Raw genomic sequence first — 24,132 nt, forward strand, 5'->3', positions numbered from 1 at the left:
AAGCGCTTAATGAAGTTTTTTTGAGACCTGATTCTGATTGTTGAGTTGTCATGTAACGGAACGTTCTGTCCATAAACTTGATCCACCTGTCCCTTTTTTGGGGAGAGGTTCATCCGTCTTCTTTTCTTCCATGTCCACCGCAATTCGCAGCGGACGCCAGAGCAATTGGGAAGCCTTTTGTCAGTGGGTGACCGACACCAACAACCGCATCTATGTGGGTTGGTTCGGCGTGCTGATGATTCCCTGCCTCCTGGCTGCCACCATCTGCTTCACCATTGCCTTTATCGCCGCTCCCCCGGTTGATATCGATGGCATCCGCGAGCCCGTCGCTGGCTCCTTGATCTACGGCAACAACATCATCTCTGGTGCTGTTATTCCGTCTTCAAACGCCATTGGCCTGCACTTCTACCCCATCTGGGAAGCTGCTTCCCTCGATGAGTGGCTGTACAACGGCGGCCCTTATCAGCTGGTCTGCTTCCACTTCCTGATCGGCATTTCCGCCTACATGGGTCGTCAGTGGGAACTCTCCTACCGCCTGGGCATGCGCCCCTGGATCTGCGTCGCTTACAGCGCTCCGCTGTCTGCAGCGATGGCTGTTTTCCTGGTGTACCCCTTCGGTCAGGGTTCCTTCTCTGATGGCATGCCCCTTGGCATCTCTGGCACCTTCAACTTCATGTTGGTGTTCCAGGCTGAGCACAACATCCTGATGCACCCCTTCCACATGCTGGGCGTCGCAGGTGTTTTCGGCGGCAGCCTGTTCTCCGCCATGCACGGCTCCCTGGTGACCTCCTCCTTGGTGCGTGAAACCACCGAGAGCGAGTCCCAGAACTACGGCTACAAGTTCGGCCAAGAGGAAGAGACCTACAACATCGTGGCTGCCCACGGTTACTTCGGTCGCTTGATCTTCCAATACGCCTCCTTCAACAACAGCCGTAGCCTTCACTTCTTCCTGGGCGCCTGGCCTGTTGTCGGCATCTGGTTCACGTCCATGGGCATCAGCACCATGGCCTTCAACCTGAACGGCTTCAACTTCAACCAGTCCATCCTGGATAGTCAGGGCCGCGTCCTGAACACCTGGGCTGATGTGCTGAACCGTGCAAACCTCGGCATGGAAGTGCAGCACGAGCGCAACGCTCACAACTTCCCCCTCGACCTGGCTGCTGCTGAGTCCACTCCTGTGGCTCTGCAGGCTCCTGCCATCGGTTGATCTGGAATCAACCTGTTCCCTTTGGAACCGCCAAAACGATTCAGATCAACTGAATCGGAAAGCCCCCTCCGAGGAGGGGGCTTTTTGTTGCTGTGTTGGCTGTGAAGGTTGGGCGGCGCATCAGGCCCCTTCAGGGCACCAGCCGATCTGCTTCTCCAGCCGTTGCATCCATTGATGGCAGCGGTGTGTGAGGTGTGCTCCTTGGGGGATGCGCTGTTGGTGGTGTGCGCAGGCTGGCTGGGTGACCCCCGCCTCAGCAAGGATGTGTTGAAAGTGCTGGCAGGTGAGGCACACCATGAGGGATCGGCTCGGTCGGAGTTGCCCTGATCCCATCGGTGGCCAGGCGCTTGGCGGCGGAGCGTTGACGATGCCCATATGCGTCTTATTGGTAATTATGTACTACTCGCAGTCCTTTTGGTTGTCAACGTGGTGTTGGGGAGAATGGAGCCATGAGTGAGCCTCGCCCCACCCTCCAGTTCGATCTGGACCTTGAAGCTGTTCGCCTGCTCCACCGCTCGGTGAGCTTTCACCTTGAGAAATGGCCCGGGGGGCCAGATCCCAGAGAGCAGGAGGCCCTGCAGTCGATGAAGACCTTGCTCACGGCAGCGTTGCTCGAGTTCAGCCTTGACCAGGACGGTCAGCGCTGAAACCTGCTCCCTTCACGGCTGAGCAAGGAAGCAGCGACAGCGCTGCGTTGGCCGCTGTACAACGCATTGAGTCGGTTCAGGCCTGGCTGGACTGCATCGTCACCTGTTGGATTAACGATGGAAGAGAACTGGGCTCCAGCAGCTTTGGTTCCTGCGTTGTTCTCTTAAGCCGTTGTCCCCGTGGGTTGGTTGATCGCCCTTGCCATCGTCGTGGTGCTGTCCTGGCTGGGATGGCGTTGGAATCAGCTCGAATGTGCTGAAAGCCGCTCCGTCAGCGGCCGTTTGGTGAAGCGGATGCGTCGTCATTCGCGGCGACGCAAGCACCATCACTAGGCCTTCAATCAGGCCATGGGCATGCGACACCCCAGTTGAATCGTGCCTTCGTCGATCAACCGGCCAAGCCGTTGGGCGACAGCCTCCTCGGTTCGCGTGAATTGATCCTGGCGGGCGGTCACCCACGCCATTTCACCGTTGGTGATCACGCCGGTGGACATGGCTTCGAGAAAGAGTTCGCCGAGTGTCATGACACTTGTGCCGTTGGGATCACGTTGATGGGACTCCCAAGGGGGTGCATGACCTGCTCACCTTTCTTCATGGCGAGGGATCAAGGATGGTCTGGAGGGCCCGGTTGATCTGATCGCTGAGCTGTGAGCCGGCGGGATTGAGGTGGATCAAGCTTGTAAATCCTTCGCTGAGGTCGGGCCTGTGGGGTGGGCTGTTCAGCCTCACGTGCATCGCACGAATTACGGCCTCAGGAACGGACCGTTGGCGGCAGCGGTTCCAGACCAGGCACTGATCCAACGGTGTCTGCAACCACCAGCCGGTCCATTGCAAGTGATGGCCCCCCATGCTTCGCTGCATCAACCCTTGGCGCCAGTTGAGTTGCGCATGGGTTGCATCCACAAGCACGTTGTCGCCATCGGCGATGGTGCGTTCGATGGCGCCATGCAGACGGGGTTCCAATTCAGACCAAGGGCCCTGCACATTCGCGTCTCCCCACAGCTGTTCCCTCAGAGCGTCATTGGCGATGACCCGTGCAGGGAGCAGCGGAGTGAGGATCGTGGCGAGGGTGGTCTTGCCGCTGCCCGGGGGACCGATCAACAGATGGCCCTGGGGCCGTGGTTTAGGCAACGAAGCGTTTGTAGAGCCACCGCACCAGTCCACCAATTACGGGCACTGGAGCAAACGTGGGGCCGACGAAATCGAAATAATCGCGGTGATCCCCGATCTTTCCATCTGGATTGAAGCGGAGCCGGGTCGCCCCGGGGTAGATGAACTCAATCCCTTTGATCTTGAGGCCCATGCGCCATTCAACAAAGGCTGTTTCACCGTTCACCACCACCGATTCCGTTTCCAGGAACACGTCATCACAGCGCTGCATCAGACCGTCCTGGGCAAGGATGTAGGCGTCAATGCCCTGCCGTTCCTGGGTTGGATCGGTGAAATGCACGTCACTGGCATAAACGGCTTTCCACTGCGCAGCTGTGGGGCCAGGCGCGCCGTAGGGCTTGGTGAACAGGGCACGGATCTGTTCTGCGTCCAGCGGAGGATGAAGCATGGGTGTTGTCATCAGAAGTCGGCGCCCACCTGAGCGGTGATGGTGTTGTTCAACTCGGGTGTGTTCATGCTTTGGTAGATCGATTGCACCCGCAACGTTGTGAACAACTTGCTGTTTTCTGCGGGGTAGTAGCGCACCTCAGCGGTGAGGGTGTTGGCCGGTTGAATCTCATTCGCCCAGACCGTTGTGAACTGGCTCTGCAGTCCGAACTGCAGTGTGGGCCAAGGTTTCCAGCTGAGATCGGCCGTCAGCGTTGCGCCGCCATAGCTGTTGCCGCAAAACGAGTCGCCGGCGCAGCTGATGCCACCGCCGCTCCACTGGAGCGACGGACCGATGGAGATGGTGAGCTCAGTGGTTTCTGACTTCAACAGCGGGAATGCCACACCGATGTTCCCCAGAACGGTGTTCACCCCGGAATCATTGGTGCCGTTGTATTGGTAACTGCTCAGAGCAAACAGATCGAGGTTGGAACCGATCGGTTTGTCGTAGCGGAGTTCCGCGGATCCTTTCTCCGTATCGATCGAGAGTGGCTCGCCTGAATCCTTCGACTTGCTTGCGTTGAAGCTGCCGCTCAATGACAGCTTCTGCTGGTCGTCCTTGTAGCGGGTTTTGCCGGTGAAGCTGACCGACAGGGAGTTGTCGCCATCCTTCTCATTGCCGATCACACCGGCCGAGACCGAGCTGGTCCATGGGGGCTTGGTCGTGGCTGGTTTGAGTTGGTCTGCGGTGAGTTCCAGCCGTCCCAGCTGGGGGTGGTTCAGCACCGTGGTCCCGTTCTCTGGATTCCGCTCAATCAACTCCCCTTGCAGGCTGTCGCCGTTGCGCAGGGTCAAGTTGATGGTCTCGGCCCAGCTCACGCTGGGAACCAGGCCGAGGCTGAGAAGTCCAGCCGTGGCGAGGAATCGATGCATGGCGTCAGTTGAAAAACCCCTTGGACTGAAGCCAGAGGCCAATGGCGACCAGGGGGCCGAAGCCGGCGATCAACACAGTGATCTTGAGGCGCAGCGGTGACACCTGGGGTTTGGTCTCTCGAAGAGCCATGGCGAGGCACGAAGGCAAGTGAACCTAAACGCTGTGCTGCGTTCGTGCCTGTTCAGAGCTCGTACTCCTCTTCAAACTGCTCAATCAAGCCCTTGTAGAGCGCCAGAAGGCCCTCGGTCTCTTCGCAGAATCCGTCCGTTGTGTACTTCGCGATCAGATTCACCACGGCACTGCGGATTTGCGTGAAGGCGCCGAGGTACTCACCCTGGATGTCTTCATCGCGGATGTCGTTGATCAGCGCGCCCACCAGCTCAATCTTGCGCTTGGCAGCGGCCATCTCCGCTTCCATCTCTTTATTGAGCTTGCGGCGTTTCTTCGGCATCCCCTCAACCGGTTCAACCAGCGACATTACGGGAGCCGCAGGTCTTCCTCGTTCGGGCGACTTCCCCTAGCGTCGGGTTCGCTCGATCCTTGGCCTTGTGAATCGGACCTTCCGCGGTGTTGCTTACGTGTCCGTCTGGGTGGTGATCTGGGGAACGGTGGCGTCCTTGATGGACTGGATGCTGCTGACGGGTGAGGTTTACGAAACGGCCAGCTCTGGTCAGGCGGTGACGTTCATCGCCTACGGGGCCGCAACAGTGGTGTTGGCCACGCGGTTCTCGGGGCGTTTCCTTGCAGACGCCGATTCAGAGGCTGCGGATCAGGAGTGATCCGCCCATCAGCAGCGCCAAGATCTCGAACGCTTTTTTGACCAGGCGGCTTCCTTTCACCAGGGAATAGTGGGCCCCCAGGAAGCCTCCGATCAGTGAACCCAGCACCAGCGGTGGAAGCCAGTCCCAACGGATTTCGCCGCTCAAACCCAGCACCAGCGCCCCGGTGCCATTCCACCCCAGGCCCACCAGCACCAGGGTGTGAGCAACGGCTCTGGCGTAGCTCAGCCCAAACCAGCGCACCAGCCACAGGGTGACGAACAACCCCGTGCCTGAGGTGAGGGAACCGTTGAGAACGCCAATGATGAACAGCCCGCAACTGCCAAGCCCAACGGTGCGGGCTGTCAGCGGGTAGGGCTGGTCTGTCGTCCCCAGATCCGGTTTCCGAGCCGAATAAACCCCCAGCCCAAGGGTCAGCAGCCCAAGGCTCGCTGTGGCCACTTGATCGGGCAGCGCAAGAACCATGCTGGCTCCCACAAACACACCTGGAAGACCAGCAGCCAACACCAGCGCTGAGCGTTTCAGGTCAAGGCTGCTGGCACGCCAATGACGCCCACTCGCTCCCAGCCCCAGCGCAACACTGGCCACCTTGTGGGTGGCCAATGCCATGGAGAAAGGAAGGCCCAGAAGGATGAGGGCGGGCAGTTGCACCAGTCCCGCTCCCCCTCCCGCCAGAGCCGAGAGGGCATTGGCGCCAATGGCGATGCCCAGCAGGGCGATTTGCATCAGCAGTTCGGACACACTCAATCTCGTGTCAGGAAGGCGATGGGAACTGAAAAGGTGATGATGCGGTGGGGATCCCCCGGAAGAATGGCGACGCAGGCCACTTCACGATCAGCGTGAGCCTCGCGGGACTGCACCACAAAGGCTGTGGCGTCTTCGATGCTCCACATCGGGGCATCACCACAACGGCGTTCATCCCTGTAGGCCTGCCAGACCTCGCAGAACGCCTCCCCATCCTCACCATGTTTCATTTCCGTCAGCGCCTGTTCCAGGCCCACGTCTTCGAACCGTTCGAACAGGCGCACCATCAACGGGTGGGCAATGGTGGATGAGGCCTTCAGGGTTGAGTTGATCGTGCCGATGGCACTCACCATCAGCTTTGGTTTGGAGCGTCGTGCATCGATCACTCCCACAGGCAGATTGAGATCCCAGCTTGGGTGTCCGCTGACGGCACAGGCCAGATCGAACAGTCCCAAGCTGCATTGCTTGATCAGGCTCTGAATGGTCTCTCGATCCATAGCTCAGTTCCGCGTGGCCCGATTCACCGTTTGCGTTCCAGTGTTGCCAGGATGGCCGCCGGTTGATGCCGATGTGGATGTCCCTGGTTCAGATCTACCTTGATGCCGTCACCCACCAGGTGATCACCAGTGAAGAGCTTGCCTATGTGGCCGGCCATCAGGAGCAATTTGATCGAACCGAACAGAAACTCACTGCACGGCTTGAACAGTTGATTGGCGCAGGGAATATCAGTGTTGGAACGCGTTGATTATCCGAACAAAAAGCGTTGAAGCCGTTTCAGGAATTGGCGCAGGGGCTTTTTGTCACGGCTAAAAATCTGCCGCTCATTTGACAGCATCGCGCGACTCACCCGACCTGCGCTTCTGATAGGCGGGAAAGGCTGTCCCGTCAACCTTCACGGCAGGGCAACTACCCCCGACCAACTCTGCAGAACGTCAGGTGCGCCTTGGGTTAGGGCGGCAACAGCACTGGCTGAGCCAATTCCGATTCCCACCACAACGCCTACGGCGAAGACAAGCAGCCCCGTCAGAACGCTGCGTTCGGAAAATTGCATCCACTCAACATCAGCCAACCTGACTTTCCTGCGGCCATCGTCCAATGGCCACTGTGGTGTCACAGGACGTGATAGGGCCCGGAGCAGATCTGTTGTGTGGTTTCGGCCACAAAGGTAGATCTACCGACTGATCGATCGGGGTGGTCTTCGCTAACAACCGAATGTCAGCCAGATGACAGTTTCAGTCATGAAAACGATTGACGAGCACATTCAGAAGGACCAGGAGGAGTTCCTTAAGGCCCTGTCTGAGCACAACGAAGGCAAGGTGCGTCATCTCACGGAGGAGCTGCAGTGGCTGTTGGATCACAAGAAGGAATTTCCTGATGATCCCCATGACCCCTCACCCCTTGAGCTGTTCTGCGAGCAGAACCCCGATGAGCCCGAGTGCTTGGTCTACGACGACTGAGTAGAAGTACCCATTCCTTGCTCCGCCCTGGCGCGAAGCCGCGTTGCTACACGCAACTTATTTAAGTTGTGTGTAGTCGATGTGTTCTGTGGTGATTCGTGCCATTCTGACCCGCCCCATTGCTGGCGATCTCGGTCTGCTCCTGCTTCGGGTGTTCACCGGCGCGCTGCTGATTCACCACGGTTACGAAAAGCTCGCCAATATCGAGAATTTTGCAGATGCATTCGTTCGCCCTCTGCATCTGCCCTTCCCGATCCTTCTCTCCTACGTCGCAGCGTTCTCGGAGGTGATCGGCAGCTGGCTGTTGATTACTGGCTTGCTGACGCGGATGGGAGCCTTGGCAGTCGCAGGGACCATCTCCGTCGCGATTTATCACGCCATCGTCACAGCGGGCTTCAACATCTATCTGTTGGAGCTTCTTGGCCTTTATTTCGCGGCTGCCGTGGCCGTTCTCGCCTGTGGCCCAGGCGTCTTTTCCATTGACGAGCTCATTGCCCGCCGCCTTGAGCCCGACATGCAGTTTTCCGCTGCGGAAGACACGGATTTCGCCGCTGGCGAAGCCGCTGTTCTGGAAGAGGCCGTGGCCAGCCGCTGAACACCAGCGTGATCTGATTCAAAAGCCCCGCCATCGCGGGGCTTTTTTGATGGCTGGCGACGGTATGGGCGAAAGACGCGTCAGAATCATCAAAGTTGGATCAACGCGATGAAAGAGGTCAGCCTGCTCGAGATGATTGGCCGTTCTCTGGCAAAGGTTGCAGCAGGGGCTGGTGTTGCAGCAGTGCTGATTTGGCTCACCTACGTGATGCTTGATGTTGGTCATATGCAGTCGGGCTTCACCCTGCCCCAATCCAGTTACTGAACTCAGATGCAGTGGAATGATCTTGAATCTCCGGTTCTGATCATTGCTTCGCTGTTGATTGTTCTGCAGGTTTGTTGGATTGGAGCTGTGCTTCGGCGCAACCAACGCGGGCGCCTGGGGGAACCCCTCAGTGCCACAGCATTTCAACGCGAACTCCAGCGGATTTTCTCAAGAGCGAACGGACTGTCCTGAGCCATGAAGCAACTTCCAGGTCAACAGAGCAGAACCCTGCCGCGATGGCTGAAGACGGTCATGGCAGGTGCAATCACCGTGATGGCCACCATTTGGCTGGTGTCGTTGCTCCCCTTTCTGCTTCTCGCGGCCTTGGTGCTTTCAATCGCGCTCATCCCAATCACCCGTCGGTTGAGACGGGAGATGGAAGAGGCTGGATTTAGTGTTGATGAACCCAGGTCGAATGTTCAGCGCCCTGATCTCAATATCACCCCCTGGCACCGACAGATTCGCAATCTCTGGAGAGACTTCAGCTCTTGAACAGGTCGTTAGCCATTGAGCGGTAACGACCAAGAGAACTGCCTGCGCGACGAAACTTTGTGGGCACACGTTGTCCCGGCAACAGGTTCAACGGAGCGAAATTCACCAACGTCAGCTCTGGGCGCTGCTGCTGTTCGGCTGCCAGCAATTCGGCAATGGCTTCTGCTGTGGTTTGTGCGGGAGCTGCGCTTTCCGAAACAGCTTCGGTGGTCTCCACCGGCTCAGTCTTGAGAGATGTTTTGGCCTTGGAGGTGCCGAGGGGCCACAGAAAAACCAGACTCAGCAAAAGAGCAACGGCGGCCGTGAGGGTGCCGGTGAGTCCAAAGGCCAAACCCTGAAAATTCCACAGCAACCCGGAACCCGCCATGCCGAAGGTGCCGAGGATTGCCAGCATCAGGCCGAGGAAGGATGCCTGTGGTGCCTTGAATTTGAGCGGCTGGCTGGCTTCAGGGACTTCAACGGGTGAAAGTCGTGGTTCAGGCCGAAGCAGAACAAAGCTTATTCCCAGCAGAACCAATGCCGTAACCGTGCTGCCAAGCCCCAGAGTGCGGCCCTGAAAATTCCAAAGCAAACCACCGCCGGCAAGACCTGAAACTCCGAGGGTTGCCAATGCAAGTCCGCTCAAGAAAGGAAGACGATTTCGCATGGCTCAGTTGCTCCGGTTTTGCATGGCGGCGTAAGCAACGGCTCCGCCAGTGATCACAGTGAGGAGGCCTGTGGTGAGTAAGAAGCTCACCAACATGGCGAATCCAAGAACAGATCCCAGGAGGGACATCTTGATTCGCAGCAATTTCGACTTCATCAACAACACCAACAGCAAGACCACGGTGGTCTTCAAGCCAGCGATTTTTGCCGCGCTGATCGGGCAAAAAGGATTGATCAACACCATTGGCTGGCCTTGGTCTTCTTAAGCATTTATGAAGTCTGGCGAAAACCAGAGCGCACCGTGAAAAGTGAACCGTGAAGAGGGCGACGGATGGGCACAAAAAAACGGGCCCGAGGGCCCGTTTGCAGCTGACGTGTCGTGCGAGCTCAGCGACGACGGTTGCGTGAACGCTGCTTCAGTTTGCGCTTGTATTTCTCAACGGGGGTCTCGTGGTGACGGATCCGACGCAGATCAGAAAAGATGCCGGCTTTGGCGACGGAGCGCTTGAAGCGACGCAACGCGGATTCAATACCTTCGTTTTCGCCGACTGTGACCTGACTCATCCGTTCCCCGAAAGAGAGCAATAAACAACAACTTTACCAGCCGCCCTCTACCCCATCCCCCACCACCTGCCCGGGGTGGGATGGGTCTCTTGCATGACGCTTGTTGAAGAGATCGTGGCGCGTCCCGGCTTCTGCTTTGGGATGGGTCCATCACTCCGGCAGGCCCCTGTCTTGACCCTCACGCACTGCCCCCTGTGCATTGGTCTGGCTGTTCTTTCGGCCGTTCGATTCATGGCCCACTGCGTGATGGCCGTTCAGCTCGAACGCAGCACGGCAGGGGAGTCAACCCATCCCGCCATGCTGCTGGGCACTCTGTTTGAGCTCTAAAGCAGTTCCGCCTCAGGGATCGCTGGGATCAACCAGCTGCAGATAGGCCGTATCGGCGTTCTGCAGGGCGACATCATCGTGATGAGCGTCAACGCTGTAGATGAGGTGAAGCAGGCGGCCGCGATCCATGCCACGGTCGGCCACGTCTTTCCAGAGGCGTGAGCTGAGCTCCGCATCACGCCATTTGAGCTGGGCATCGACCAGTGCCCGCGTCATCGCGATGTAGCTCTGCCGGTCGTTGCGCAGCCGGTCTTCGGAGAAGCTGTGTTGAGTTGCCGGCTTGAGCAGACTGCGAATCGTCTGTGAGGCCGCCTTCGGCACCTTTGGCATCGTCGTTGTCCGACTCAGTTCAGTCTGATTCGGTCGTCTGGGCTGACAACAGAGTGAAATGCCTATGCCTGGATCAGAAATGAGTATTTGAACTCACTCCAGCGGGACGGTAGTGCTGATGACTTTTTGTAAAGTCAAACCTGTTAGGTTCAGACTGCTGTTCTTAAGCCTGTGGAAATACTTGTGATGGCGGCCGTATTTGTGCCCATTTCTGCCCTCGTGATGAATGCATTTTCCGGAGATTCGGAAGACGATTTCGATTTCCTCTGAATGGAAGCCAAGCTCCTGGCGATGATGGCCTTTGGTGCCGCTGTTATGACCCTTTGGGCTTGGTTGATGGCGAATTTGCCGCGGATGGGGTCTGACCGGAGCAAGCCTGACAACCGCCGTTGATGCGGTAGGGCGCGAGGTGTCCACGCAGGCAAGTTGTGCCGCGGAAGAAGAGTTTTTGTCCCAGTTCTCGTGCGTGAGCATCGGTGAGCGGCAGGGAAAGCCAGCGATCAGGCACTTGACCCTTCAGCTGTGATCTGGCTTCCAGTGCTGCTTGGCGGCGTTGTTTTTCCTCCCGATCGTTTTTGCGATAAACCCCTTCAATTTGAAGTTCGCGGGAACAGGTTTCACAGGCATTCACGGTGGGCTTTCGGCGAGCCGTGTTCAGCGACAACTTGTCGCTGGGAACTTCCCGCTCGGCCCCGCAGCTGCAGCGGCACCACCAAAAAGCGTTTCCTGCTTTGGTTCGCCGTTCGGATGCGCGCACCACGGTGAGTTTGCCGTAAACCTCGCCAATGCGGTTGCGTGGACTGGAGGGCATGGCTCAGGCCGATTTCTGATCAGGAGCGTTGTTCAAGTCAGCAAACTTGGCTGCCATCGTTGGATTGCGTCGGGTCAACTTTTTAACGGTCACATCCTGTGCCTTGTCATTGGCAAGCCTCAGGTTTCGATCCGCACCCATCAGGGCATCCTTGGTTTTTTGGAGGTGATCGATCGACTTATCGATTTCATCGATTGCTGTTTGGAAGCGTCTGGAGGCGAGGTCGTAGTTGCGTGAGAAGGCTGTTTTGAAGGTTTCGAGGTCGTTCTCGAAATTGGTGACATCAATGTTCTGCGCCTTCACCAGAGCCAGTTCAGCCTTGTATTCCAGAGACTTCAAGGCTGCATTGCGGAGCAATGTGATGAATGGAATAAAGAATTGTGGGCGAATGATGTAGGTCTTCGGGAAGCGATGAGACACATCAACAATGCCTGAATTATAAAGCTCATTTTCAGGATCTAGCAGGGAGACGAGCACCGCATACTCGCAATTTTTTTCGTTCCTATCTTTATTTAGCTCTTTGAGAAAGTCTTCGTTTTTCTTTTTGGTGGCCGTTGTATCAGCCTCATTTTTCATCTCAAACATGATCGAGATGATTTCATTGTTGTGGTCGTCCTGGTCGCGGAAGATGTAGTCACCCTTGCTACCACTGCGTGCGTCGTTGTCTTTTTCGAAATAGGCCTTGGGGAAAGCCGCTGCACGAATCCTGTTGAATTCGGTTTCGCAGTGTTGCTCGAGGGTTTCACCCACCATTTTGGTGGAAAGCCGCGCCTTCATGTCGCGCAAGCGTTCAATGGCCTGATCCCGATCACTGAGCTGGGCTTCGTAGCGATCTTTCAGTGATTGAGATTCCAGTTGATGCTTCAGTTCCGCTTCTTTCAAGCCGCTTTGAAGTGCATCGCGTTGCTTCTCCACGGAACTGACCGCTTCATTCACGGCCAGCTGGCGCTGCATGGCTCCAGCCTGGAGCTTCGCCTGCAAATCCCTCACTTCACTGTCTTTTTGCAGCGTCATCGCCTGCATTTCTTTGGCGAATTTGGTTTCAGCCAGGCGTAGTTCTGTGGCCTGCTGCTCACGAATCTGCTGGAGCTCAGCGGCAATGCGATCACGCTGCTTCTCCGCTTTGTTCACGGCATCTTTAATCGCCAGTTCCTGATGGATTGCACTTTGCTTGAGTTGGGCCTCAAGCGTTTGCATTTCCCTGTCTTTTTTGGTAACGGCCAACTCGATGGCATTGCGTTTGTCCTGTTCGGCGAGGGCCAGTCGCTTGTTCAGTTGCTGTTCAAATTCACGATCCCTCACCTGTTTGAGGATGTCGGCATACCCGGCCTCATCCACCTTGAAGGCGGTATTGCAGTGAGGGCAAATGATGTCGTGCATGTCTGACGATTTGTGTTGAACGTTCGCGCTACGTGCTGGGATTTTATCCGGCTCTGGCTAATACGAGATCAGCCTACGGTTCATGCCATGCCTGATTGGATCGATCCACGTTCGCTGCTCGACACGGTGATCATCTTGAGCATCGTGGCCTTGGCCGCCATCGGATTCGTGGTTGGCATCAAGGAAATGATCATCGATCTGAGCAAACTGCGTCGCGCCAAGGTTTAAGCGGCCTTCAGCTCTCCAGCCCCGACCGCAGCGCCGCCAATCGTGCGGCGTTAACACCAAGATCCGAGTCGCCGAGACGCGACTCGGACCGTGCCTGGATCCGGTTGTTGTCGCGATCAGCGAACAGCTCCAGGTCATCCACAAAGCCAAAGAAAGCGCTGCTGGCCTCGGCATGCAGGTAGGTCTCGGTTTGATCAATCACAACCGTCCGTGGCGACTCCTGCACCAACCCACTCAGCTTGCTGAAGTCCGCCATCGGGTCGGAGCTCGCCCAGGTTTGGCTGGAACAGTGAGCTGTTGTCGGGCAGTCGCGCAACGCCCCGTTGCCCACGCCGAGATCCGCAGGGACTGGGCCAGAAAGATGGAAGAGCATCAACACGGGGGCCAGTAGGCCGGCAAGGAAGGTCACTGGTCTCTGCGGGAACGACCGCCCCAGTTCAGCATCCAAAGCCAGATGCCGAAAAGGCTTCCAACGGGTAAGCCGATCACCACCAACTGGCTGATCACGAACTGGCGCACCTCAGGATCCACGGTTGCGCTGATGAGGGGACATGCAGGCAAGACTCGCGTCCCGTTCGCCATCATGGAGCGCATTGCTGGGCAACGATGACGAATCCGGGTTGGATTGTGCTCGCATGGTTGGTGGTGGCGTTGGCGTCTGCCCTGAAGTTTTGGTCGATCACGCGCCCCTATCGCGATAAAACAGCTCTCTCCCGTGGGCAAACCGTTGAAGAAGCACGTCAACGTTTGGAAAGACGCTGGCGAAACGACAGCAAAGTGTGAGGCTTATTTCTCGGCGATCACCCAGGCCGTTGCAGCTCTCTGACGCACATAGAGATCTGCGAGTTCCCGTGCCAGAGCTTTCAACTGGTCAAGATCGTCGGTTTCGTTGATGGACCGCTTGATCGCTTCAGCTTCGAACTGCTGAGGCAAGCTCAGGTTCATGACTTCCAACCAGGTCAACCAATCGTAACGAAGCGTTATTTCTTGTGTGGGCTGGCTGCTGCCCGTGAGCGGGCAATCTCCTGCTGCCAAGCCAGAAGCAGATCTTTGCTGATCTCCTGAAGCTGTTTCACGTCAGTCATTGAACTGATATCGCGACTGCGCTGTTCAATATCGAATTGTTGGCCAAGTGTCAGAGCGATGGGCTCCATGGTGACGTCGGCAGGATCAGCTCAAAGTATTGACTTGATCTTGCGTTGTCGTAACAACGGGTACGTTTTATCTCTGCTGTGTGCTGTTCCGTACTTGGTCTGGATGAAAGATTGACCCTCGTTCTTGCCATCGTGATGTGAAGCAAGCGTCGGTCGCTAAATGTTGACATCGAAGGCGATGCCGTTATGCATTGCTTATATTTTGTGGGTGATGCAGGTAGAGCTTTGGACGGTTCCGGACAAAATCTCGAGCGCCGTTATCACCTGGAAGTTTGGAGGGAAACGGTGTACTGGATGCAAGCACGATGCAGCGACCTGCAGGAGCTCGATCGTGAGGGCGATGCTGCTTCGATTTATATGGAATTTCGCCTAAAAGGGATCGGCTGAATCGAAATCAGTTCTGGGATTCAGCGACGGGCAGGGAAACAGCCACCAGCAGGGCAATTCCGATCTCCGTGGCAGCGATCAGCAGTTCGGTAACGATTTCCATGCTCAATTGCGGTTCTCGTCGATGGGTGGCATGTCACTGGGACGCATCAGGGCAAACACCACAGCAGCCGTCAACACGATGCCAATGACCACCATGGCGATGATTGCGGTTGTGTAGTCACCCATGCAGCGTGCTCGGATAGGCCTACGTTACACGAATGTAACGCTCTGTAAAGCACTTCTCAGTTTCGGTTGGGCGTGACTGTGTTCTGGTTCAGCAAATCCTCTCCACGTCGATGGATCTCCCTGGCGTACTCGGTCCATGCCCCTTGCCCCCAGTAGCGAAAACAACTGGTTTCCAGCAGCAGCAGATGCAGTAACGACTCCTGATAAGCCCGGGTACGGGTGGTGGTGGGGTCTGCGGCGACTGATGGGTCGAACCGCGCATGAAACTGAGCGCTGAGTTGGTTCATCGGGGCCAGCACATTGGCGTAACCCTCAACCCAGCTCAGGTTGTTGGTCCACGACGCACCCTCCATGCTGAAGCTGGTGTCGTCAGCCATCAGTTTGCTGATGGTTTTTTCCATCCCTTCGGTTGGGGTGTTGTCGCCAAGTTCACTCCAAAGGCGGTGTTGTTGCACCGCCTGGATGGCGGGGAAGTGGTGAGGATCCACTCCGTTGCGCTCCAGAGCCTCCAGGTATTCACTGCCGTTGATGGCCGCGGTGCCTTTCGGGTTGTCACGGATGTGGCGATTGGCCTGCCGGAACGCCTCTGGAAATTCATTCATCATCACCCCACCGTTTTCTCCATCGGCAATCTGGCTCACCAGTGCTGGCACCTCGACGTCACCAAGACGTTGCCGTTCGCAACCCAATGCCTCGTAATAAGGCTGCATCTGCCCCACAAGTTTGGTGTCAGACCCCTGGGTTTTGATCAGTGCCGTGATGCTGATCTCCTCGCCCCGACTGTTCTTGGCCAGAAGTTGATTGGGAACGAAGCATTGGCTGCGCTGCAGTGGGCTCCCGTCCATGCATTCAACGCTGTGCTCCTGCACCAGGAGCCACTGATATCCCGCTTCTCTAAGGGCTTTGATGAATTCGAAAAGGGTGTCGGGATGGTTGGGTAGCGCCATCTCCGGTGGAGAGAAGCCCTTGACTCGTTCCAGGGCAGCGCTGCCAAAACAGGCCTCGAACTGCTGTTGCCAGGCGCTGATCTGCAGTTTCAGGTCTGGGATGGGTGTGGACGGAGCCACGGCATGGCTCCAAAAGGTTCCAAGCCACTCCACATGTCCCTGCATCAAAGGGTCACAGGCGAGGTAATGGAGTGCATCGCCAATGTCGCCGCGCCCCATCTGCTCGATTCCCCAGAGCAGATTGCCCGAGTAATCGAGCATGATTCTCGGGCTGCAGCCCTCATTGATCAGTTCCGGCAGCAGGTCGGCAAGACGCCGATAGCAGTGGGCGAATGGTTCGGCGTTGTGGTTATCACCCTCATTGGGGTGATCCAGCATGTACTGGAGATGGGAGATCAAGCTCTTGTTCGCTCCCGCCGGCACCGTCGGTTGGTGCATGTGAAGAGCACAGGCAAATCCGGAACGCAGTTGTTCCAGATCGATCGCACTGTTCGACCAGGCCTGCCGTTGTTTTTGCATCACAGCAGCAACGTCGGCTTCTCGTCCGCTGATCGGTGGACAGCCTGTCATTGCACTCCGCTCGTGATCACCAGCCGGCACGCGGTGTTTGGCGCAGCATGCCTTCCCAATGATCGCGCCAGGTGCGCTGATCGCCAATGCCAGCCAAAAGTTCAACCTCAGCAGGGGCCTGATTCAGCCGATGCCTCCAGCGGGTGATGTCTTCGGCTTGATCAAGCCAGGTGCTCATCACGTCGTGACGAATCGCCTCCCCATCCCAGTGGTGCTGGTCGGCCATGTTTTGCGACCAGTGCATCAATTCATCCAGGCTCAGTGGTCTGAATCCCATGATTGTTAGACCTGTGATTTGCTCGAGTTCAAAGCGACGCAGAACGTCTCCAAGGCCAAAGAAGTGAAGAAGGATCATTGAGCTGATCACTTTTGCGTGAAATTTATGAGCCTTTCTTTGTCCGAATTGTTCAGGTTGATGGTCTTTGCTTTTGGAAATATTTCAATTAGATCAACATCCAGGGCTTGGCACTCATGGCTTGAGAGTGCCAAGCTTCTCCCAGCATTCTTGAGCCGATGCCTCTGATCAATGTGCGCACGTCGCTTCCAGCACTGAAAGACGGATCGGCGTTGTTGCAGGAGCTTTCGTCCGAGTTGGCCAATCAGACGGGCAAGCCGGAGGCTTACGTGATGACGCTTCTGGAGACAGGCGTTCCGATGACCTTCGCCGGCAGTCATGAGCCCTGTGCCTATGTCGAGGTGAAATCGATCGGTGCGCTGCGTCCGCCTGCGATGACAGCTGCGTTCTGTGAGCTGATTCAGGCGAGGACGGGAATCCCCGCCAACCGGGTGTACATCGGGTTTGAAGATGTGCAGGCCAGCTGCTGGGGATGGAACGGCAACACCTTTGGCTGATGCTCTCCCATACTGATGCCGAGATCGCGCTTTGGTGGTGACAAGCTCTCCTCCCGGCACTCCGGGCAACCCACGTCAAACCACGTTGATCGCATCGTTGCGTGAGAGGTTTCGCTTGGCGGAACAGAACCGTGATGCCAAGGCGAAGCAGGCTCTCTTCCGCGAAGCGATCTATCTCGGCATTCAGCCGCAGGTGTTTACGGAAATCCATTGAGCAGCCCCGGGTTGCTGCTTTTCAAAACACTGTGGGGCTGGACTGAGTCCCTTGAACAGGCCTGCTCCTCCGCTGAAGGCGAGCGCTTTGATGGTCTTGAGGTGAACCTCGATCATCCTTGTCTTGAGCCTCTTCAGCCTGAAGGGATCCGACGTTGCCTCTCCGATGCAAACCAGCATCTGATTGTTGAAATTGTTACCGGGGGTGATTACACCCCCGATCTCAACTGCTCTCCATCGCAGCATCTTGATCAAGTTCAGCGCGGCTTGGAGCGAGCCATCGCGCTGGCCCCGCTCAAGATCACTCTGATCACCGGCAGCGACAGCTGGGACGAAGTCGAGCAGCATCGTTTTCTCGACAGACTTCTGGACAAAATTGATGCGTGTTCGATTCCGGTGACGCTCGAGACGCATCGCAGTCGTTCTCTCTTCAATCCATGGCGCATGCCCGCCTGGCTGGCCCGCCATCCACGGCTTCGGCTCACAGCGGATCTCAGTCACTGGTGTGCGGTATCGGAACGGTTAATGACACCTGAACTCCCCCCCATTCAGGCGGTGGCCGCTCGGGTTGATCACATTCATGCCCGAATCGGCCATGCTCAGGGGCCCTCCGTCAGCCACCCTTTCGCACCGGAATGGGCTGAGGCCCTCGAGAGCCATCGCCGCTGTTGGCAGTTGTTTCTCGATCAGAGCGCGAGGCCCGAACGGCCGATCACGATGACGCCTGAGTTTGGCCCCGATGGCTACATGCCGCTTCAGCCATTCACAGCTGCACCCCTTGCGGATGTTCAGCTCCTCAATGCAGAGATGGCCTCCTGGCTGCGTTCTTCAATGCTGTTTCCTGCTGATCCCAACCGTTCTCGATAAATACCCTGCCAATGCAGGATCCTTCGTTCCAGCTGATGCGGAGGCCCTGGCTGGAAATCCTCTTGATATCCGTGTTGGACTGACTCAACCAAAGCCTTGTCTTCGTCCAGAAAGGTGAGCATGTCACTCAGCCAGGCGTCGGCTGTAGCTGCATCCATGGCGTCGCTGCCTGCGAACAAGTGCAATTGCATCGTGCAGCGGTCGGGTCGTTCGGGCATGAATTCCAGCCATGCCAACCGCCCGTCTGGCCAGACCAGAAGATGGCTCCATGGCGGCAGCCCGAAGGTAAGGAATCGACCACCGTCCGGGTGGGGTGTCTCCAGAAGGTTGTTGTGTTGGCTGAAGCGATGGCGGTAATCCCTCACCGGCCCTTGTTCGCGGTGCAGCGTTGTCGGATGGGCAATGGCGACGTGGTAGTCGTCAAGTGTGTTGTCGTGGGCAATCTTCCAATTGCAGGCCAGGCTGCTTCGGCTCTGTCGCAGCAGGGTGGATGCAGTGTTCCAGGCTGCTGCGGCTTCGGTATGAACCAGCTGCAGCTGCTCCTCGAGCGTTAGAGCTTGATCGCTCAAAGCGATCCAGATCAGTGGGCCATCGATGCGGCAGGCAAGCTCTTGCAACCCCCATCCCTGCCGGTCAAAGTCCTGCTCAAAATCGGCTTCACGCGCCGCGGCCAGCAGCTCTCCGCGCAGGTTGTAGGTCCAGCCGTGATAAGGACAAACCAGGCGTCGACAGGACTGCCCCGTTCCTCCGCCTTGCCGAAATGCAACACCGCGATGGGGACAGCGGTTGCGAAAAGCACGGGGATGCTCGCCAGTGGGCCAGGTGAGCAGAAGTGGCTGATCCAGCATGGTGATGGCCAGCACCTCTCCCGGTTGGAGATGGCTGATTGGTGCAACCGGATGCCAGTAGTGGTTGGCATAGGTGTGGATGTCCCATTCATGCATCGCGTCGCCGCGGTACAGCGATGCAGGAAGGAACGTCTGATTCAACACGGCTTCACTTAAGACAGTTCAGTCAGGACAGTGCCGGCTCCAGCTCCCGCATGGTGGCGGAGAGGGAACGACGCATGGAGAGGAAGTCGCTGCTTAGGCGCAGCTGATCGAGATCGGTTTTGTCGAGATCGACATTGAGGGATCGAATGATTCGCCCTGGATTTGGGGCAAGCACGTGGACGCGCTGGGCCAGCACCAAAGCCTCTTCCACGTCGTGGGTGATCAGCAGAACGGTCAGGCCTGTTCGTTGCCAGAGCTTGAGCAGGAAGTCCTGCATCGATTCGCGGATCTGTAGATCCAGAGCCCCGAAGGGTTCATCCAGCAACAGGATGCTGGGGTTGGTGGCGAGGGCCCGGGCGATGGCCACCCTCTGCTGCATTCCGCCCGACAGTTCGCGCGGCAATTTTGTGGCGGCGTCACTAAGGCCAACCACTTCGAGGAAATAGGCGGTTCGCTCCTTGATCTCTGCTGCTTTCATCCGCTGTAGTCGCATCCCGAAGGCAACGTTCTCAGCGGCGTTGAGCCATGGATAAAGGCTGTATTTCTGAAACACCATGCCCCGGTCTGGCCCGGGACCGGTGACTGGGATGCCGTCAACAGTGATGCTGCCGCTGCTCGGTTGATCCAGACCAGCAATCAGCCGCAGAATTGTGCTCTTCCCGGACCCAGAGCTGCCCACAAGGGCCATGAAGTCTCCGGATTTCATGGAAAACGACAGGTGATCGAGGATCAATTTCTCCCCGAAACGCTTGCTGAGGTTGTTAACGATCAGTTCCAAGGCTCACACCGCCCATTTGCAGCTGAGACGCAGCAACAGCCTGAATCCCATGTCGATGGCGAAGCCGATCAAGCCGAGAACGATCAACTCGGCGAAGATCTGATCGGTGCGGAAAAAGCGCTGAGCCAGCTGGATGCGTTTGCCAAGGCCCACTTCCGCGGCCACCAGCTCAGCCACCACCACAAGGTTCCAGGAGGTTGCGATGTTGATTCGCAAGGTGTCGATGATGCTGGGCAGGCTGTAGCGGGCTACGACTTGCACAAGCACCTGTCTGCTGCGACCACCCAGGGTGAGTGTAGTTTCGATGAGTTCTTTGGGAACGAACTTCACCGCATCCATCACCATCAGGATGTTGAAGTAGATCGTGCCGAGAAAAATTAGAGCGATCTTGGGTTCCTCCCCGATGCCGAGGTAGATGATCAGCAGAGGGATGAAGGCCGCTGCAGGCATGTAACGCAGCATGGCGATCAGCGGCTCGCAGATCGCGCAGATCGCTGGGTACACCCCCATGCAGATGCCGATCGGCACCGCCAGAAGTGTGGCGAGAAGAAATCCTCCAAACACGCGGCCGGTGCTGGCCACAATGTCTTGGAACAGGATTCCGCTCGCGGCCATGGAGGCCAGGGAGCGGAACACGGCCTGCGGAGAGGGAAGGAATTTTTCATCCACCAGTCCGAGGGAAGCGATGGCGGACCAGAGCAGCAGGGGCACCAGCAGTGATGCCACCTGCAGGCCGCCACGCACTGCCTTGGATGGCATGGCACCAAGGGTGAACAGGGAGAGAAGCCCATTGCTTCTCCCCTTGCGGGCAGCGGCGGCCGAGGCAGCCATCAGGAGGCGGCGACCTTCTTGATGAAGCTGTCGTCAAACAGCTTGGTCATGTCTGGTTTCTCAGGGATGAAGCCCACCGAAACCATGAAGTCGGCCATCGACTCAGCGGCGAACGGCATGAACTTCATGCCCTCACCAGTGCTGAAGGCCTCGAGGTTTTCCTCGATGGAGAAGAAGCGGGTGCCGTCTTTGTACTGCTCGTATTCCTCAGTGGGAATGCCGGCACGCTTGGCCATGATCGCCTCGGATTTTTCGGGGTTCTTCTCCATGAACTCGCGAACGTCCCACCAGGTCTTCACGATCTTCTGCACATCGTCGGGGCGCTCCTTGATCAGATCACCGCTGACGGTGAGCAGATCAGGAATGGCACCGGGATACTCCTTGGAGCTGGCAATCACCTGCGCACCTTCGCGCTGCATGGCGGTGCCTGTATAAGGAGGGAAGGCACCAACGGCATCGACCTGACCGGCCGCGAATGCAGTTGCTGCCTGATCTGTGGGCATGCCTTTGATCACCACGTCGTCGCGGCTCATGCCCGCATCCTTGAGGGCCAGGCTGAGCAGGTAGTCATCCACAACGCCTTCCTCAACAGCAACGGTCTTGCCTTTGAGATCGGCGATGGATGTGATGGAGGCATCGGCAATGATCTGGTCATTGCCAGCAGAGTTGTCGTTCACCAGAACCACCACTTCACCGCCGTTCTCACCCGGTAGGAAGGAAATGGTGTCGTTCAAGGTTTGGGAGTTGCCGTCGATCTTGCCAGCGGCGAAGGTTTCCATCGACTGCACGTAGCCGTCGAACCATTTCATCTCCACATTCACGCCGTTCTTCTCGAACAGCTTTTCCTCCACGGCAATCGCCCAGGGCCACCATCCGGCCCAGTTGCTGTAGCCCAAAACAATTGGTGTGCCGCCCACCGTCGGTGTGGAGGGCTTGGAGCAAGCGACGGCCAGCACGATGGCGAGGCCGGCGAAGAGAAGGTTGCGCAGTTGTTTGGTCATGGCATGGGCGGGAGGAACAAGACGTTGGATTGATCTGCTCAGGCGGTTGCCAGAGCAGGGGTTGTGGTGGTTCGGCTGGCGAGGGCTTGCCGCACCCAGATGTGCCAGGCATCTAGGCCTTCACCCATCAGGGCGGAGATCTCGATCACCTTGGCGTTGGGGTTGATGCTGTGGATGTTGCGGCGGATCGCTGCCACATCCACAGGCAGGTGGGGCAGAAGATCCACCTTGGTGATCAGCACCACATCCGCGTTGCGGAACATCAGGGGGTACTTGAGCGGCTTGTCATCGCCCTCGGTCACGCTGAGCAACGCCACTTTGTGGTGTTCCCCAACATCGAATTCCGCAGGGCAGACAAGGTTGCCCACGTTCTCCACGAGCAGTAAATCCAGCGCGGAAGGATTGAGCCGTTGTTGCAGCAACTTCAGGCCACCACTCACCATGGCCGCATCAAGGTGGCAGGCTCTGCCCGTGGTGATGGGCACCACCGGGATGCCAACGGCCTCCAAGCGGTCGGCATCCAGCTGGGTGGTCATGTCGCCTTCCAGCACGGCCATGCTGAGTTCGCGAGCCAAGGCTGGGAGGGACCGTTCGAGCAGGGCGGTTTTTCCTGCGCCAGGACTGCTCATCAGATTGAGGCAAAGCAGATCCCAGCTCTGGAAATGCTCGTTGTTGTGTTCGGCCTGATGGTTGTTCGCGGCAAGCAGATTGAGGCCGAGGGTGTCTTCAAGAGGCATATGCATGGCAAAAGGGGGGTATTGGTTTCAGCGCTGACGCTGGATTGGAGCGGACTCAAGGGCAGCGGCGGCATCGCTGCGGTAATCGATGCTGCGGATGCGCAATTCCCTACCGCTGACGATCTCCTCAAGCGGGTGATCGCAGCAGGGAGAGCGGTAGGCGTTTTCGGGCACGGGGTCGTAGGTGCCGTTGCAGATCAAGCAGCGCCCCACAAAGGGGATTTCCGTGATCGTGAGCCGGGATCCATCCAGCCAGTTGCCCTGCACCGCAGCGTTGTAGGTGGTCACCAGCTGATCGGGTTCAACGCAGGTGAATCGCCCCACATCGAGATGAACGGTCTCGACCATCGCAGAGGTGTCTTCGCGACGGTCGCGCCATTCATTCAGGGAGATCAGCAGGCACTTGGTCATGTCGACTTCATGCATGGCCTATCTCCATTTCTGATCAACGTTCATGTTGCAGGTGTCGCTGATCCACTCCGGCTTCTCTTTGCGGGGCAACTGACCGCTCACCACAAGGTGGGCCATGGTGTCGCAAATCACCCGGGTGGCCATCAGGGAGGTCATGTCACTGATGTCGTAGGGAGGTGAAACCTCAACGATTTCAAGGCCGCAGACGGGAACGTTGCGCACGATCAGCTCGAGCAGCTTGAGCGCTTCCCGGGGCATCAGGCCACCGGGCTCAGGCCAGCCAGTTCCCGGCACGAAGCCGGCATCGATGCAGTCAATGTCGAAGGAGATGTAGACGCAGTCCGTGCCATCGGTGGCTCGTTCAATGGCGTACTGGGCTGCGGCTTCCAGCCCCATTTCGGTGATGTCCGTCACCGTGAGCACATTGGTGCCCCGCTCCCTGCAGACCTTGACGCCCTCACGCGGCACCTGCCAACCACCAATGCCCAGTTGCACCAGGTTTTCTGCCGGGGCGTTGGCCATGTTTGTGGCATGGAACCAAGGGCAGGTGTGCATCCGCTCATCAAGGTCGATCTCCTGGGTGTCGACGTGGCGATCGAAATGAATGATTCCCACTTTTTTGTCGCCGAGATGGCGACACACGCCACGCACCGTGGGGAAACCGATCGAGTGGTCGCCACCGAGGATGATCGGGAAGGCGCCGCTCGAGAACACGTGGGCGATGCCTTTGGAGATCTGATCGAAGCTCTTTTCGTTGTTGGCCGGGATCGTGAAGATGTCACCCACATCGCAGAGGGTGATCTGTTCACGCAGGTCGACCCCCATTTCGTAGTTGTAAGGGGTGTAAAGCGCTGAAATTCGTCGGATCCCCTGGGGGCCGAAGCGCGTTCCGGGCCGGTAGGTGGTGCCGCAGTCGTGGGGTACACCAACGATGGCAACGTCGTAATTCCCCACTTGGTTCACATCTTCTAAGTAGGGCGCCTTCATGAAGGTGTTGATGCCGGCAAAATGCGGCAGCTCGCCTCTAGAGAAGGTGGAGATGTTGCGGTCAACAATGCTTTCGGCGGCTTCAAGCCCGAAGCGTTTGGCCTGGTCAACTTCTTGCTGCCAGCCAGTGAGTGGAAGCTTGCGTTCCTTCTCGAGTGCCTGCATGCCTTCGCTGGGATGCGAACGCTGGAAGGCCCCTGAAGGGTCCGATGGGGATGACATCAAACAAGGGAGTGT

General features: G+C 57.5%; 45 protein-coding genes. 15 read left to right on the forward strand and 30 right to left on the reverse strand.

The genetic code is table 11. The annotated features are described in order from the left end of the window. The first annotated feature begins 130 nt into the window (after positions 1-130). From psbA to DXY35_RS12735, 4 genes are all read left to right on the forward strand, one after another. Positions 131-1,207, forward strand: coding sequence for a photosystem II q(b) protein (gene psbA / locus DXY35_RS09480; protein WP_115008865.1), 1,077 nt, complete (start codon positions 131-133; stop codon positions 1,205-1,207). Positions 1,208-1,315: 108 nt separating this feature from the next. Further along, positions 1,316-1,534 (forward strand): hypothetical protein, encoded by a 219-nt coding sequence (locus tag DXY35_RS12730; RefSeq protein ID WP_170950580.1) that lies wholly within the window; start codon positions 1,316-1,318, stop codon positions 1,532-1,534. A 122-nt stretch (positions 1,535-1,656) separates the two neighbouring features. Continuing rightward, complete coding sequence (locus DXY35_RS09490; RefSeq protein WP_006851951.1) at positions 1,657-1,854, forward strand: hypothetical protein; 198 nt, start codon at positions 1,657-1,659, stop codon at positions 1,852-1,854. 180 nt (positions 1,855-2,034) lie between these two features. Then, positions 2,035-2,187 carry a hypothetical protein gene (locus tag DXY35_RS12735; RefSeq protein ID WP_170950581.1) on the forward strand — a complete coding sequence of 51 codons (153 nt, stop codon included), beginning with the start codon at positions 2,035-2,037 and terminating at the stop codon, positions 2,185-2,187. Between the two features lie 8 nt (positions 2,188-2,195). Here DXY35_RS12735 and DXY35_RS09495 read toward each other — a convergent pair whose 3' ends face one another. From DXY35_RS09495 to DXY35_RS09515, 6 genes are all read right to left on the reverse strand, one after another. Next, positions 2,196-2,378 (reverse strand): hypothetical protein, encoded by a 183-nt coding sequence (locus DXY35_RS09495; protein ID WP_041434599.1) that lies wholly within the window; start codon positions 2,376-2,378, stop codon positions 2,196-2,198. 67 nt (positions 2,379-2,445) lie between these two features. Continuing rightward, entirely contained in the window at positions 2,446-2,955 is a 510-nt protein-coding gene (locus DXY35_RS09500) for an ATP-binding protein (RefSeq protein ID WP_244273075.1), read from the reverse strand. Between the two features lie 22 nt (positions 2,956-2,977). After that, positions 2,978-3,424 (reverse strand): nuclear transport factor 2 family protein, encoded by a 447-nt coding sequence (locus tag DXY35_RS09505; RefSeq protein WP_244273077.1) that lies wholly within the window; start codon positions 3,422-3,424, stop codon positions 2,978-2,980. Beyond that, positions 3,424-4,323: a DUF481 domain-containing protein gene (locus tag DXY35_RS09510; RefSeq protein WP_115082097.1), complete on the reverse strand. Its 900-nt coding sequence runs from the start codon at positions 4,321-4,323 to the stop codon at positions 3,424-3,426. Before DXY35_RS09510 ends, DXY35_RS09505 begins: the two co-directional genes overlap by 1 nt. A gap of 4 nt (positions 4,324-4,327) precedes the next feature. Then, positions 4,328-4,453: a hypothetical protein gene (locus DXY35_RS13195; protein ID WP_006850359.1), complete on the reverse strand. Its 126-nt coding sequence runs from the start codon at positions 4,451-4,453 to the stop codon at positions 4,328-4,330. A gap of 52 nt (positions 4,454-4,505) precedes the next feature. Further along, a complete protein-coding gene (locus tag DXY35_RS09515; protein ID WP_006850218.1) occupies positions 4,506-4,775 on the reverse strand; it encodes a hypothetical protein in 270 nt (89 codons plus the stop codon). A 97-nt stretch (positions 4,776-4,872) separates the two neighbouring features. Between DXY35_RS09515 and DXY35_RS09520 the strand changes: the two genes are divergently transcribed. Next, positions 4,873-5,103, forward strand: a complete 231-nt coding sequence (locus DXY35_RS09520) for a hypothetical protein (RefSeq protein ID WP_115008869.1) — start codon at positions 4,873-4,875, stop codon at positions 5,101-5,103. Here DXY35_RS09520 and DXY35_RS09525 read toward each other — a convergent pair. After that, a complete protein-coding gene (locus DXY35_RS09525) occupies positions 5,080-5,829 on the reverse strand; it encodes a sulfite exporter TauE/SafE family protein (RefSeq protein WP_114989185.1) in 750 nt (249 codons plus the stop codon). The genes DXY35_RS09520 and DXY35_RS09525 overlap by 24 nt on opposite strands. A gap of 17 nt (positions 5,830-5,846) precedes the next feature. After that, a complete protein-coding gene (locus tag DXY35_RS09530; protein WP_115082098.1) occupies positions 5,847-6,344 on the reverse strand; it encodes a hypothetical protein in 498 nt (165 codons plus the stop codon). 77 nt (positions 6,345-6,421) lie between these two features. Between DXY35_RS09530 and DXY35_RS09535 the strand changes: the two genes are divergently transcribed. After that, positions 6,422-6,592 carry a hypothetical protein gene (locus DXY35_RS09535; protein ID WP_244273079.1) on the forward strand — a complete coding sequence of 57 codons (171 nt, stop codon included), beginning with the start codon at positions 6,422-6,424 and terminating at the stop codon, positions 6,590-6,592. 147 nt (positions 6,593-6,739) lie between these two features. Here the strand turns inward: DXY35_RS09535 and DXY35_RS12740 are convergent, their stop codons facing one another. Then, the gene (locus DXY35_RS12740) at positions 6,740-6,898 is read right to left on the reverse strand and encodes a hypothetical protein (RefSeq protein ID WP_156915504.1); all 159 of its coding nucleotides are present in this window, start codon (positions 6,896-6,898) and stop codon (positions 6,740-6,742) included. A 187-nt stretch (positions 6,899-7,085) separates the two neighbouring features. Between DXY35_RS12740 and DXY35_RS09540 the strand changes: the two genes are divergently transcribed. The 3 genes from DXY35_RS09540 (at position 7,086) to DXY35_RS12745 (ending at position 8,163) form a co-directional block, all read left to right on the forward strand. Further along, a complete protein-coding gene (locus DXY35_RS09540; protein WP_006852050.1) occupies positions 7,086-7,304 on the forward strand; it encodes a CP12 domain-containing protein in 219 nt (72 codons plus the stop codon). Between the two features lie 91 nt (positions 7,305-7,395). After that, on the forward strand, positions 7,396-7,899 hold the full coding sequence (locus DXY35_RS09545; RefSeq protein ID WP_250397550.1) for a DoxX family protein: 504 nt from the start codon (positions 7,396-7,398) through the stop codon (positions 7,897-7,899). A 108-nt stretch (positions 7,900-8,007) separates the two neighbouring features. Continuing rightward, positions 8,008-8,163, forward strand: a complete 156-nt coding sequence (locus tag DXY35_RS12745) for a hypothetical protein (protein ID WP_006850963.1) — start codon at positions 8,008-8,010, stop codon at positions 8,161-8,163. 212 nt (positions 8,164-8,375) lie between these two features. On the opposite strand, the gene DXY35_RS13200 is transcribed toward DXY35_RS12745, so the two are convergent. From DXY35_RS13200 to rpsU, 4 genes are all read right to left on the reverse strand, one after another. Then, positions 8,376-8,510: a hypothetical protein gene (locus DXY35_RS13200; protein WP_256359519.1), complete on the reverse strand. Its 135-nt coding sequence runs from the start codon at positions 8,508-8,510 to the stop codon at positions 8,376-8,378. Positions 8,511-8,644: 134 nt separating this feature from the next. Then, complete coding sequence (locus tag DXY35_RS09560) at positions 8,645-9,265, reverse strand: hypothetical protein (RefSeq protein ID WP_244273081.1); 621 nt, start codon at positions 9,263-9,265, stop codon at positions 8,645-8,647. Between the two features lie 39 nt (positions 9,266-9,304). Then, on the reverse strand, positions 9,305-9,544 hold the full coding sequence (locus DXY35_RS13130) for a hypothetical protein (RefSeq protein ID WP_114988968.1): 240 nt from the start codon (positions 9,542-9,544) through the stop codon (positions 9,305-9,307). Positions 9,545-9,687: 143 nt separating this feature from the next. Further along, positions 9,688-9,864 carry a 30S ribosomal protein S21 gene (rpsU, locus tag DXY35_RS09570; RefSeq protein ID WP_009790002.1) on the reverse strand — a complete coding sequence of 59 codons (177 nt, stop codon included), beginning with the start codon at positions 9,862-9,864 and terminating at the stop codon, positions 9,688-9,690. 93 nt (positions 9,865-9,957) lie between these two features. Here rpsU and DXY35_RS09575 point away from each other — a divergent pair, with 93 nt between their 5' ends. Further along, on the forward strand, positions 9,958-10,191 hold the full coding sequence (locus DXY35_RS09575) for a hypothetical protein (RefSeq protein ID WP_006851686.1): 234 nt from the start codon (positions 9,958-9,960) through the stop codon (positions 10,189-10,191). Positions 10,192-10,203: 12 nt separating this feature from the next. Here the strand turns inward: DXY35_RS09575 and DXY35_RS09580 are convergent, their stop codons facing one another. From DXY35_RS09580 to DXY35_RS09590, 3 genes are all read right to left on the reverse strand, one after another. Next, positions 10,204-10,521, reverse strand: coding sequence for a hypothetical protein (locus tag DXY35_RS09580; protein ID WP_115082101.1), 318 nt, complete (start codon positions 10,519-10,521; stop codon positions 10,204-10,206). A 313-nt stretch (positions 10,522-10,834) separates the two neighbouring features. Then, positions 10,835-11,332 carry an early protein (E6) gene (locus DXY35_RS09585; RefSeq protein ID WP_115082102.1) on the reverse strand — a complete coding sequence of 166 codons (498 nt, stop codon included), beginning with the start codon at positions 11,330-11,332 and terminating at the stop codon, positions 10,835-10,837. Positions 11,333-11,335: 3 nt separating this feature from the next. Continuing rightward, complete coding sequence (locus DXY35_RS09590; RefSeq protein WP_115082103.1) at positions 11,336-12,712, reverse strand: DUF2130 domain-containing protein; 1,377 nt, start codon at positions 12,710-12,712, stop codon at positions 11,336-11,338. Between the two features lie 87 nt (positions 12,713-12,799). Here DXY35_RS09590 and DXY35_RS12755 point away from each other — a divergent pair, with 87 nt between their 5' ends. After that, on the forward strand, positions 12,800-12,940 hold the full coding sequence (locus DXY35_RS12755) for a hypothetical protein (RefSeq protein WP_170950583.1): 141 nt from the start codon (positions 12,800-12,802) through the stop codon (positions 12,938-12,940). A 7-nt stretch (positions 12,941-12,947) separates the two neighbouring features. Here DXY35_RS12755 and DXY35_RS09595 read toward each other — a convergent pair whose 3' ends face one another. Together DXY35_RS09595 and DXY35_RS12760 are read right to left on the reverse strand one after the other, a co-directional pair. Then, positions 12,948-13,313: a DUF1499 domain-containing protein gene (locus DXY35_RS09595; protein WP_371681786.1), complete on the reverse strand. Its 366-nt coding sequence runs from the start codon at positions 13,311-13,313 to the stop codon at positions 12,948-12,950. Positions 13,314-13,345: 32 nt separating this feature from the next. Continuing rightward, a complete protein-coding gene (locus DXY35_RS12760; protein ID WP_170950565.1) occupies positions 13,346-13,501 on the reverse strand; it encodes a hypothetical protein in 156 nt (51 codons plus the stop codon). Between the two features lie 45 nt (positions 13,502-13,546). On the opposite strand from DXY35_RS12760, the gene DXY35_RS12765 reads away from it, so the two are divergent. After that, positions 13,547-13,723, forward strand: coding sequence for a hypothetical protein (locus DXY35_RS12765; RefSeq protein ID WP_170950584.1), 177 nt, complete (start codon positions 13,547-13,549; stop codon positions 13,721-13,723). 3 nt (positions 13,724-13,726) lie between these two features. Here DXY35_RS12765 and DXY35_RS12770 read toward each other — a convergent pair whose 3' ends face one another. The 5 genes from DXY35_RS12770 to DXY35_RS09615 form a co-directional block, all read right to left on the reverse strand. Then, the gene (locus tag DXY35_RS12770; protein ID WP_170950585.1) at positions 13,727-13,885 is read right to left on the reverse strand and encodes a hypothetical protein; all 159 of its coding nucleotides are present in this window, start codon (positions 13,883-13,885) and stop codon (positions 13,727-13,729) included. Between the two features lie 35 nt (positions 13,886-13,920). Further along, entirely contained in the window at positions 13,921-14,094 is a 174-nt protein-coding gene (locus DXY35_RS12775; protein WP_170950586.1) for a hypothetical protein, read from the reverse strand. 492 nt (positions 14,095-14,586) lie between these two features. Beyond that, positions 14,587-14,709: a hypothetical protein gene (locus tag DXY35_RS13205; RefSeq protein WP_256359520.1), complete on the reverse strand. Its 123-nt coding sequence runs from the start codon at positions 14,707-14,709 to the stop codon at positions 14,587-14,589. A gap of 56 nt (positions 14,710-14,765) precedes the next feature. Further along, positions 14,766-16,226, reverse strand: a complete 1,461-nt coding sequence (locus tag DXY35_RS09610; protein WP_115082107.1) for a glycosyl hydrolase family 57 — start codon at positions 16,224-16,226, stop codon at positions 14,766-14,768. A gap of 16 nt (positions 16,227-16,242) precedes the next feature. Continuing rightward, positions 16,243-16,581 (reverse strand): hypothetical protein, encoded by a 339-nt coding sequence (locus DXY35_RS09615; protein WP_115082108.1) that lies wholly within the window; start codon positions 16,579-16,581, stop codon positions 16,243-16,245. 158 nt (positions 16,582-16,739) lie between these two features. Between DXY35_RS09615 and DXY35_RS09620 the strand changes: the two genes are divergently transcribed. From DXY35_RS09620 to DXY35_RS09630, 3 genes are read left to right on the forward strand one after another with little or no spacing between them, the layout of a single operon-like run. Further along, the gene (locus DXY35_RS09620; protein ID WP_038555629.1) at positions 16,740-17,078 is read left to right on the forward strand and encodes a phenylpyruvate tautomerase MIF-related protein; all 339 of its coding nucleotides are present in this window, start codon (positions 16,740-16,742) and stop codon (positions 17,076-17,078) included. A 37-nt stretch (positions 17,079-17,115) separates the two neighbouring features. Then, the gene (locus DXY35_RS09625; RefSeq protein ID WP_244273083.1) at positions 17,116-17,292 is read left to right on the forward strand and encodes a hypothetical protein; all 177 of its coding nucleotides are present in this window, start codon (positions 17,116-17,118) and stop codon (positions 17,290-17,292) included. Further along, on the forward strand, positions 17,289-18,158 hold the full coding sequence (locus DXY35_RS09630) for a sugar phosphate isomerase/epimerase (RefSeq protein ID WP_115082109.1): 870 nt from the start codon (positions 17,289-17,291) through the stop codon (positions 18,156-18,158). Before DXY35_RS09625 ends, DXY35_RS09630 begins: the two co-directional genes overlap by 4 nt. Here the strand turns inward: DXY35_RS09630 and DXY35_RS09635 are convergent. The 7 genes from DXY35_RS09635 to speB are packed head-to-tail and all read right to left on the reverse strand — an operon-like array spanning position 18,080 to position 24,117. Further along, positions 18,080-19,150, reverse strand: coding sequence for an aromatic ring-hydroxylating dioxygenase subunit alpha (locus tag DXY35_RS09635; protein WP_115082110.1), 1,071 nt, complete (start codon positions 19,148-19,150; stop codon positions 18,080-18,082). The two genes, DXY35_RS09630 and DXY35_RS09635, sit on opposite strands and share 79 nt — an antisense overlap. A 22-nt stretch (positions 19,151-19,172) precedes the next feature. Further along, positions 19,173-19,928 (reverse strand): ABC transporter ATP-binding protein, encoded by a 756-nt coding sequence (locus DXY35_RS09640; RefSeq protein ID WP_115082111.1) that lies wholly within the window; start codon positions 19,926-19,928, stop codon positions 19,173-19,175. Positions 19,929-19,931: 3 nt separating this feature from the next. Beyond that, positions 19,932-20,759: an ABC transporter permease gene (locus tag DXY35_RS09645; protein ID WP_115082112.1), complete on the reverse strand. Its 828-nt coding sequence runs from the start codon at positions 20,757-20,759 to the stop codon at positions 19,932-19,934. After that, on the reverse strand, positions 20,759-21,760 hold the full coding sequence (locus tag DXY35_RS09650; protein WP_115082113.1) for an ABC transporter substrate-binding protein: 1,002 nt from the start codon (positions 21,758-21,760) through the stop codon (positions 20,759-20,761). The genes DXY35_RS09645 and DXY35_RS09650 overlap by 1 nt, the downstream gene beginning before the upstream one ends. A gap of 38 nt (positions 21,761-21,798) precedes the next feature. Continuing rightward, positions 21,799-22,503, reverse strand: a complete 705-nt coding sequence (gene hypB, locus DXY35_RS09655) for a hydrogenase nickel incorporation protein HypB (protein ID WP_115082114.1) — start codon at positions 22,501-22,503, stop codon at positions 21,799-21,801. 21 nt (positions 22,504-22,524) lie between these two features. Continuing rightward, the gene (locus DXY35_RS09660) at positions 22,525-22,923 is read right to left on the reverse strand and encodes a hydrogenase maturation nickel metallochaperone HypA (protein WP_115082115.1); all 399 of its coding nucleotides are present in this window, start codon (positions 22,921-22,923) and stop codon (positions 22,525-22,527) included. Between the two features lie 3 nt (positions 22,924-22,926). Beyond that, a complete protein-coding gene (gene speB / locus DXY35_RS09665; RefSeq protein WP_115082116.1) occupies positions 22,927-24,117 on the reverse strand; it encodes an agmatinase in 1,191 nt (396 codons plus the stop codon). Positions 24,118-24,132 lie beyond the last annotated feature (15 nt).

This window comes from Synechococcus sp. N32 (genome assembly GCF_900473895.1).
Classification (GTDB): domain Bacteria; phylum Cyanobacteriota; class Cyanobacteriia; order PCC-6307; family Cyanobiaceae; genus Parasynechococcus.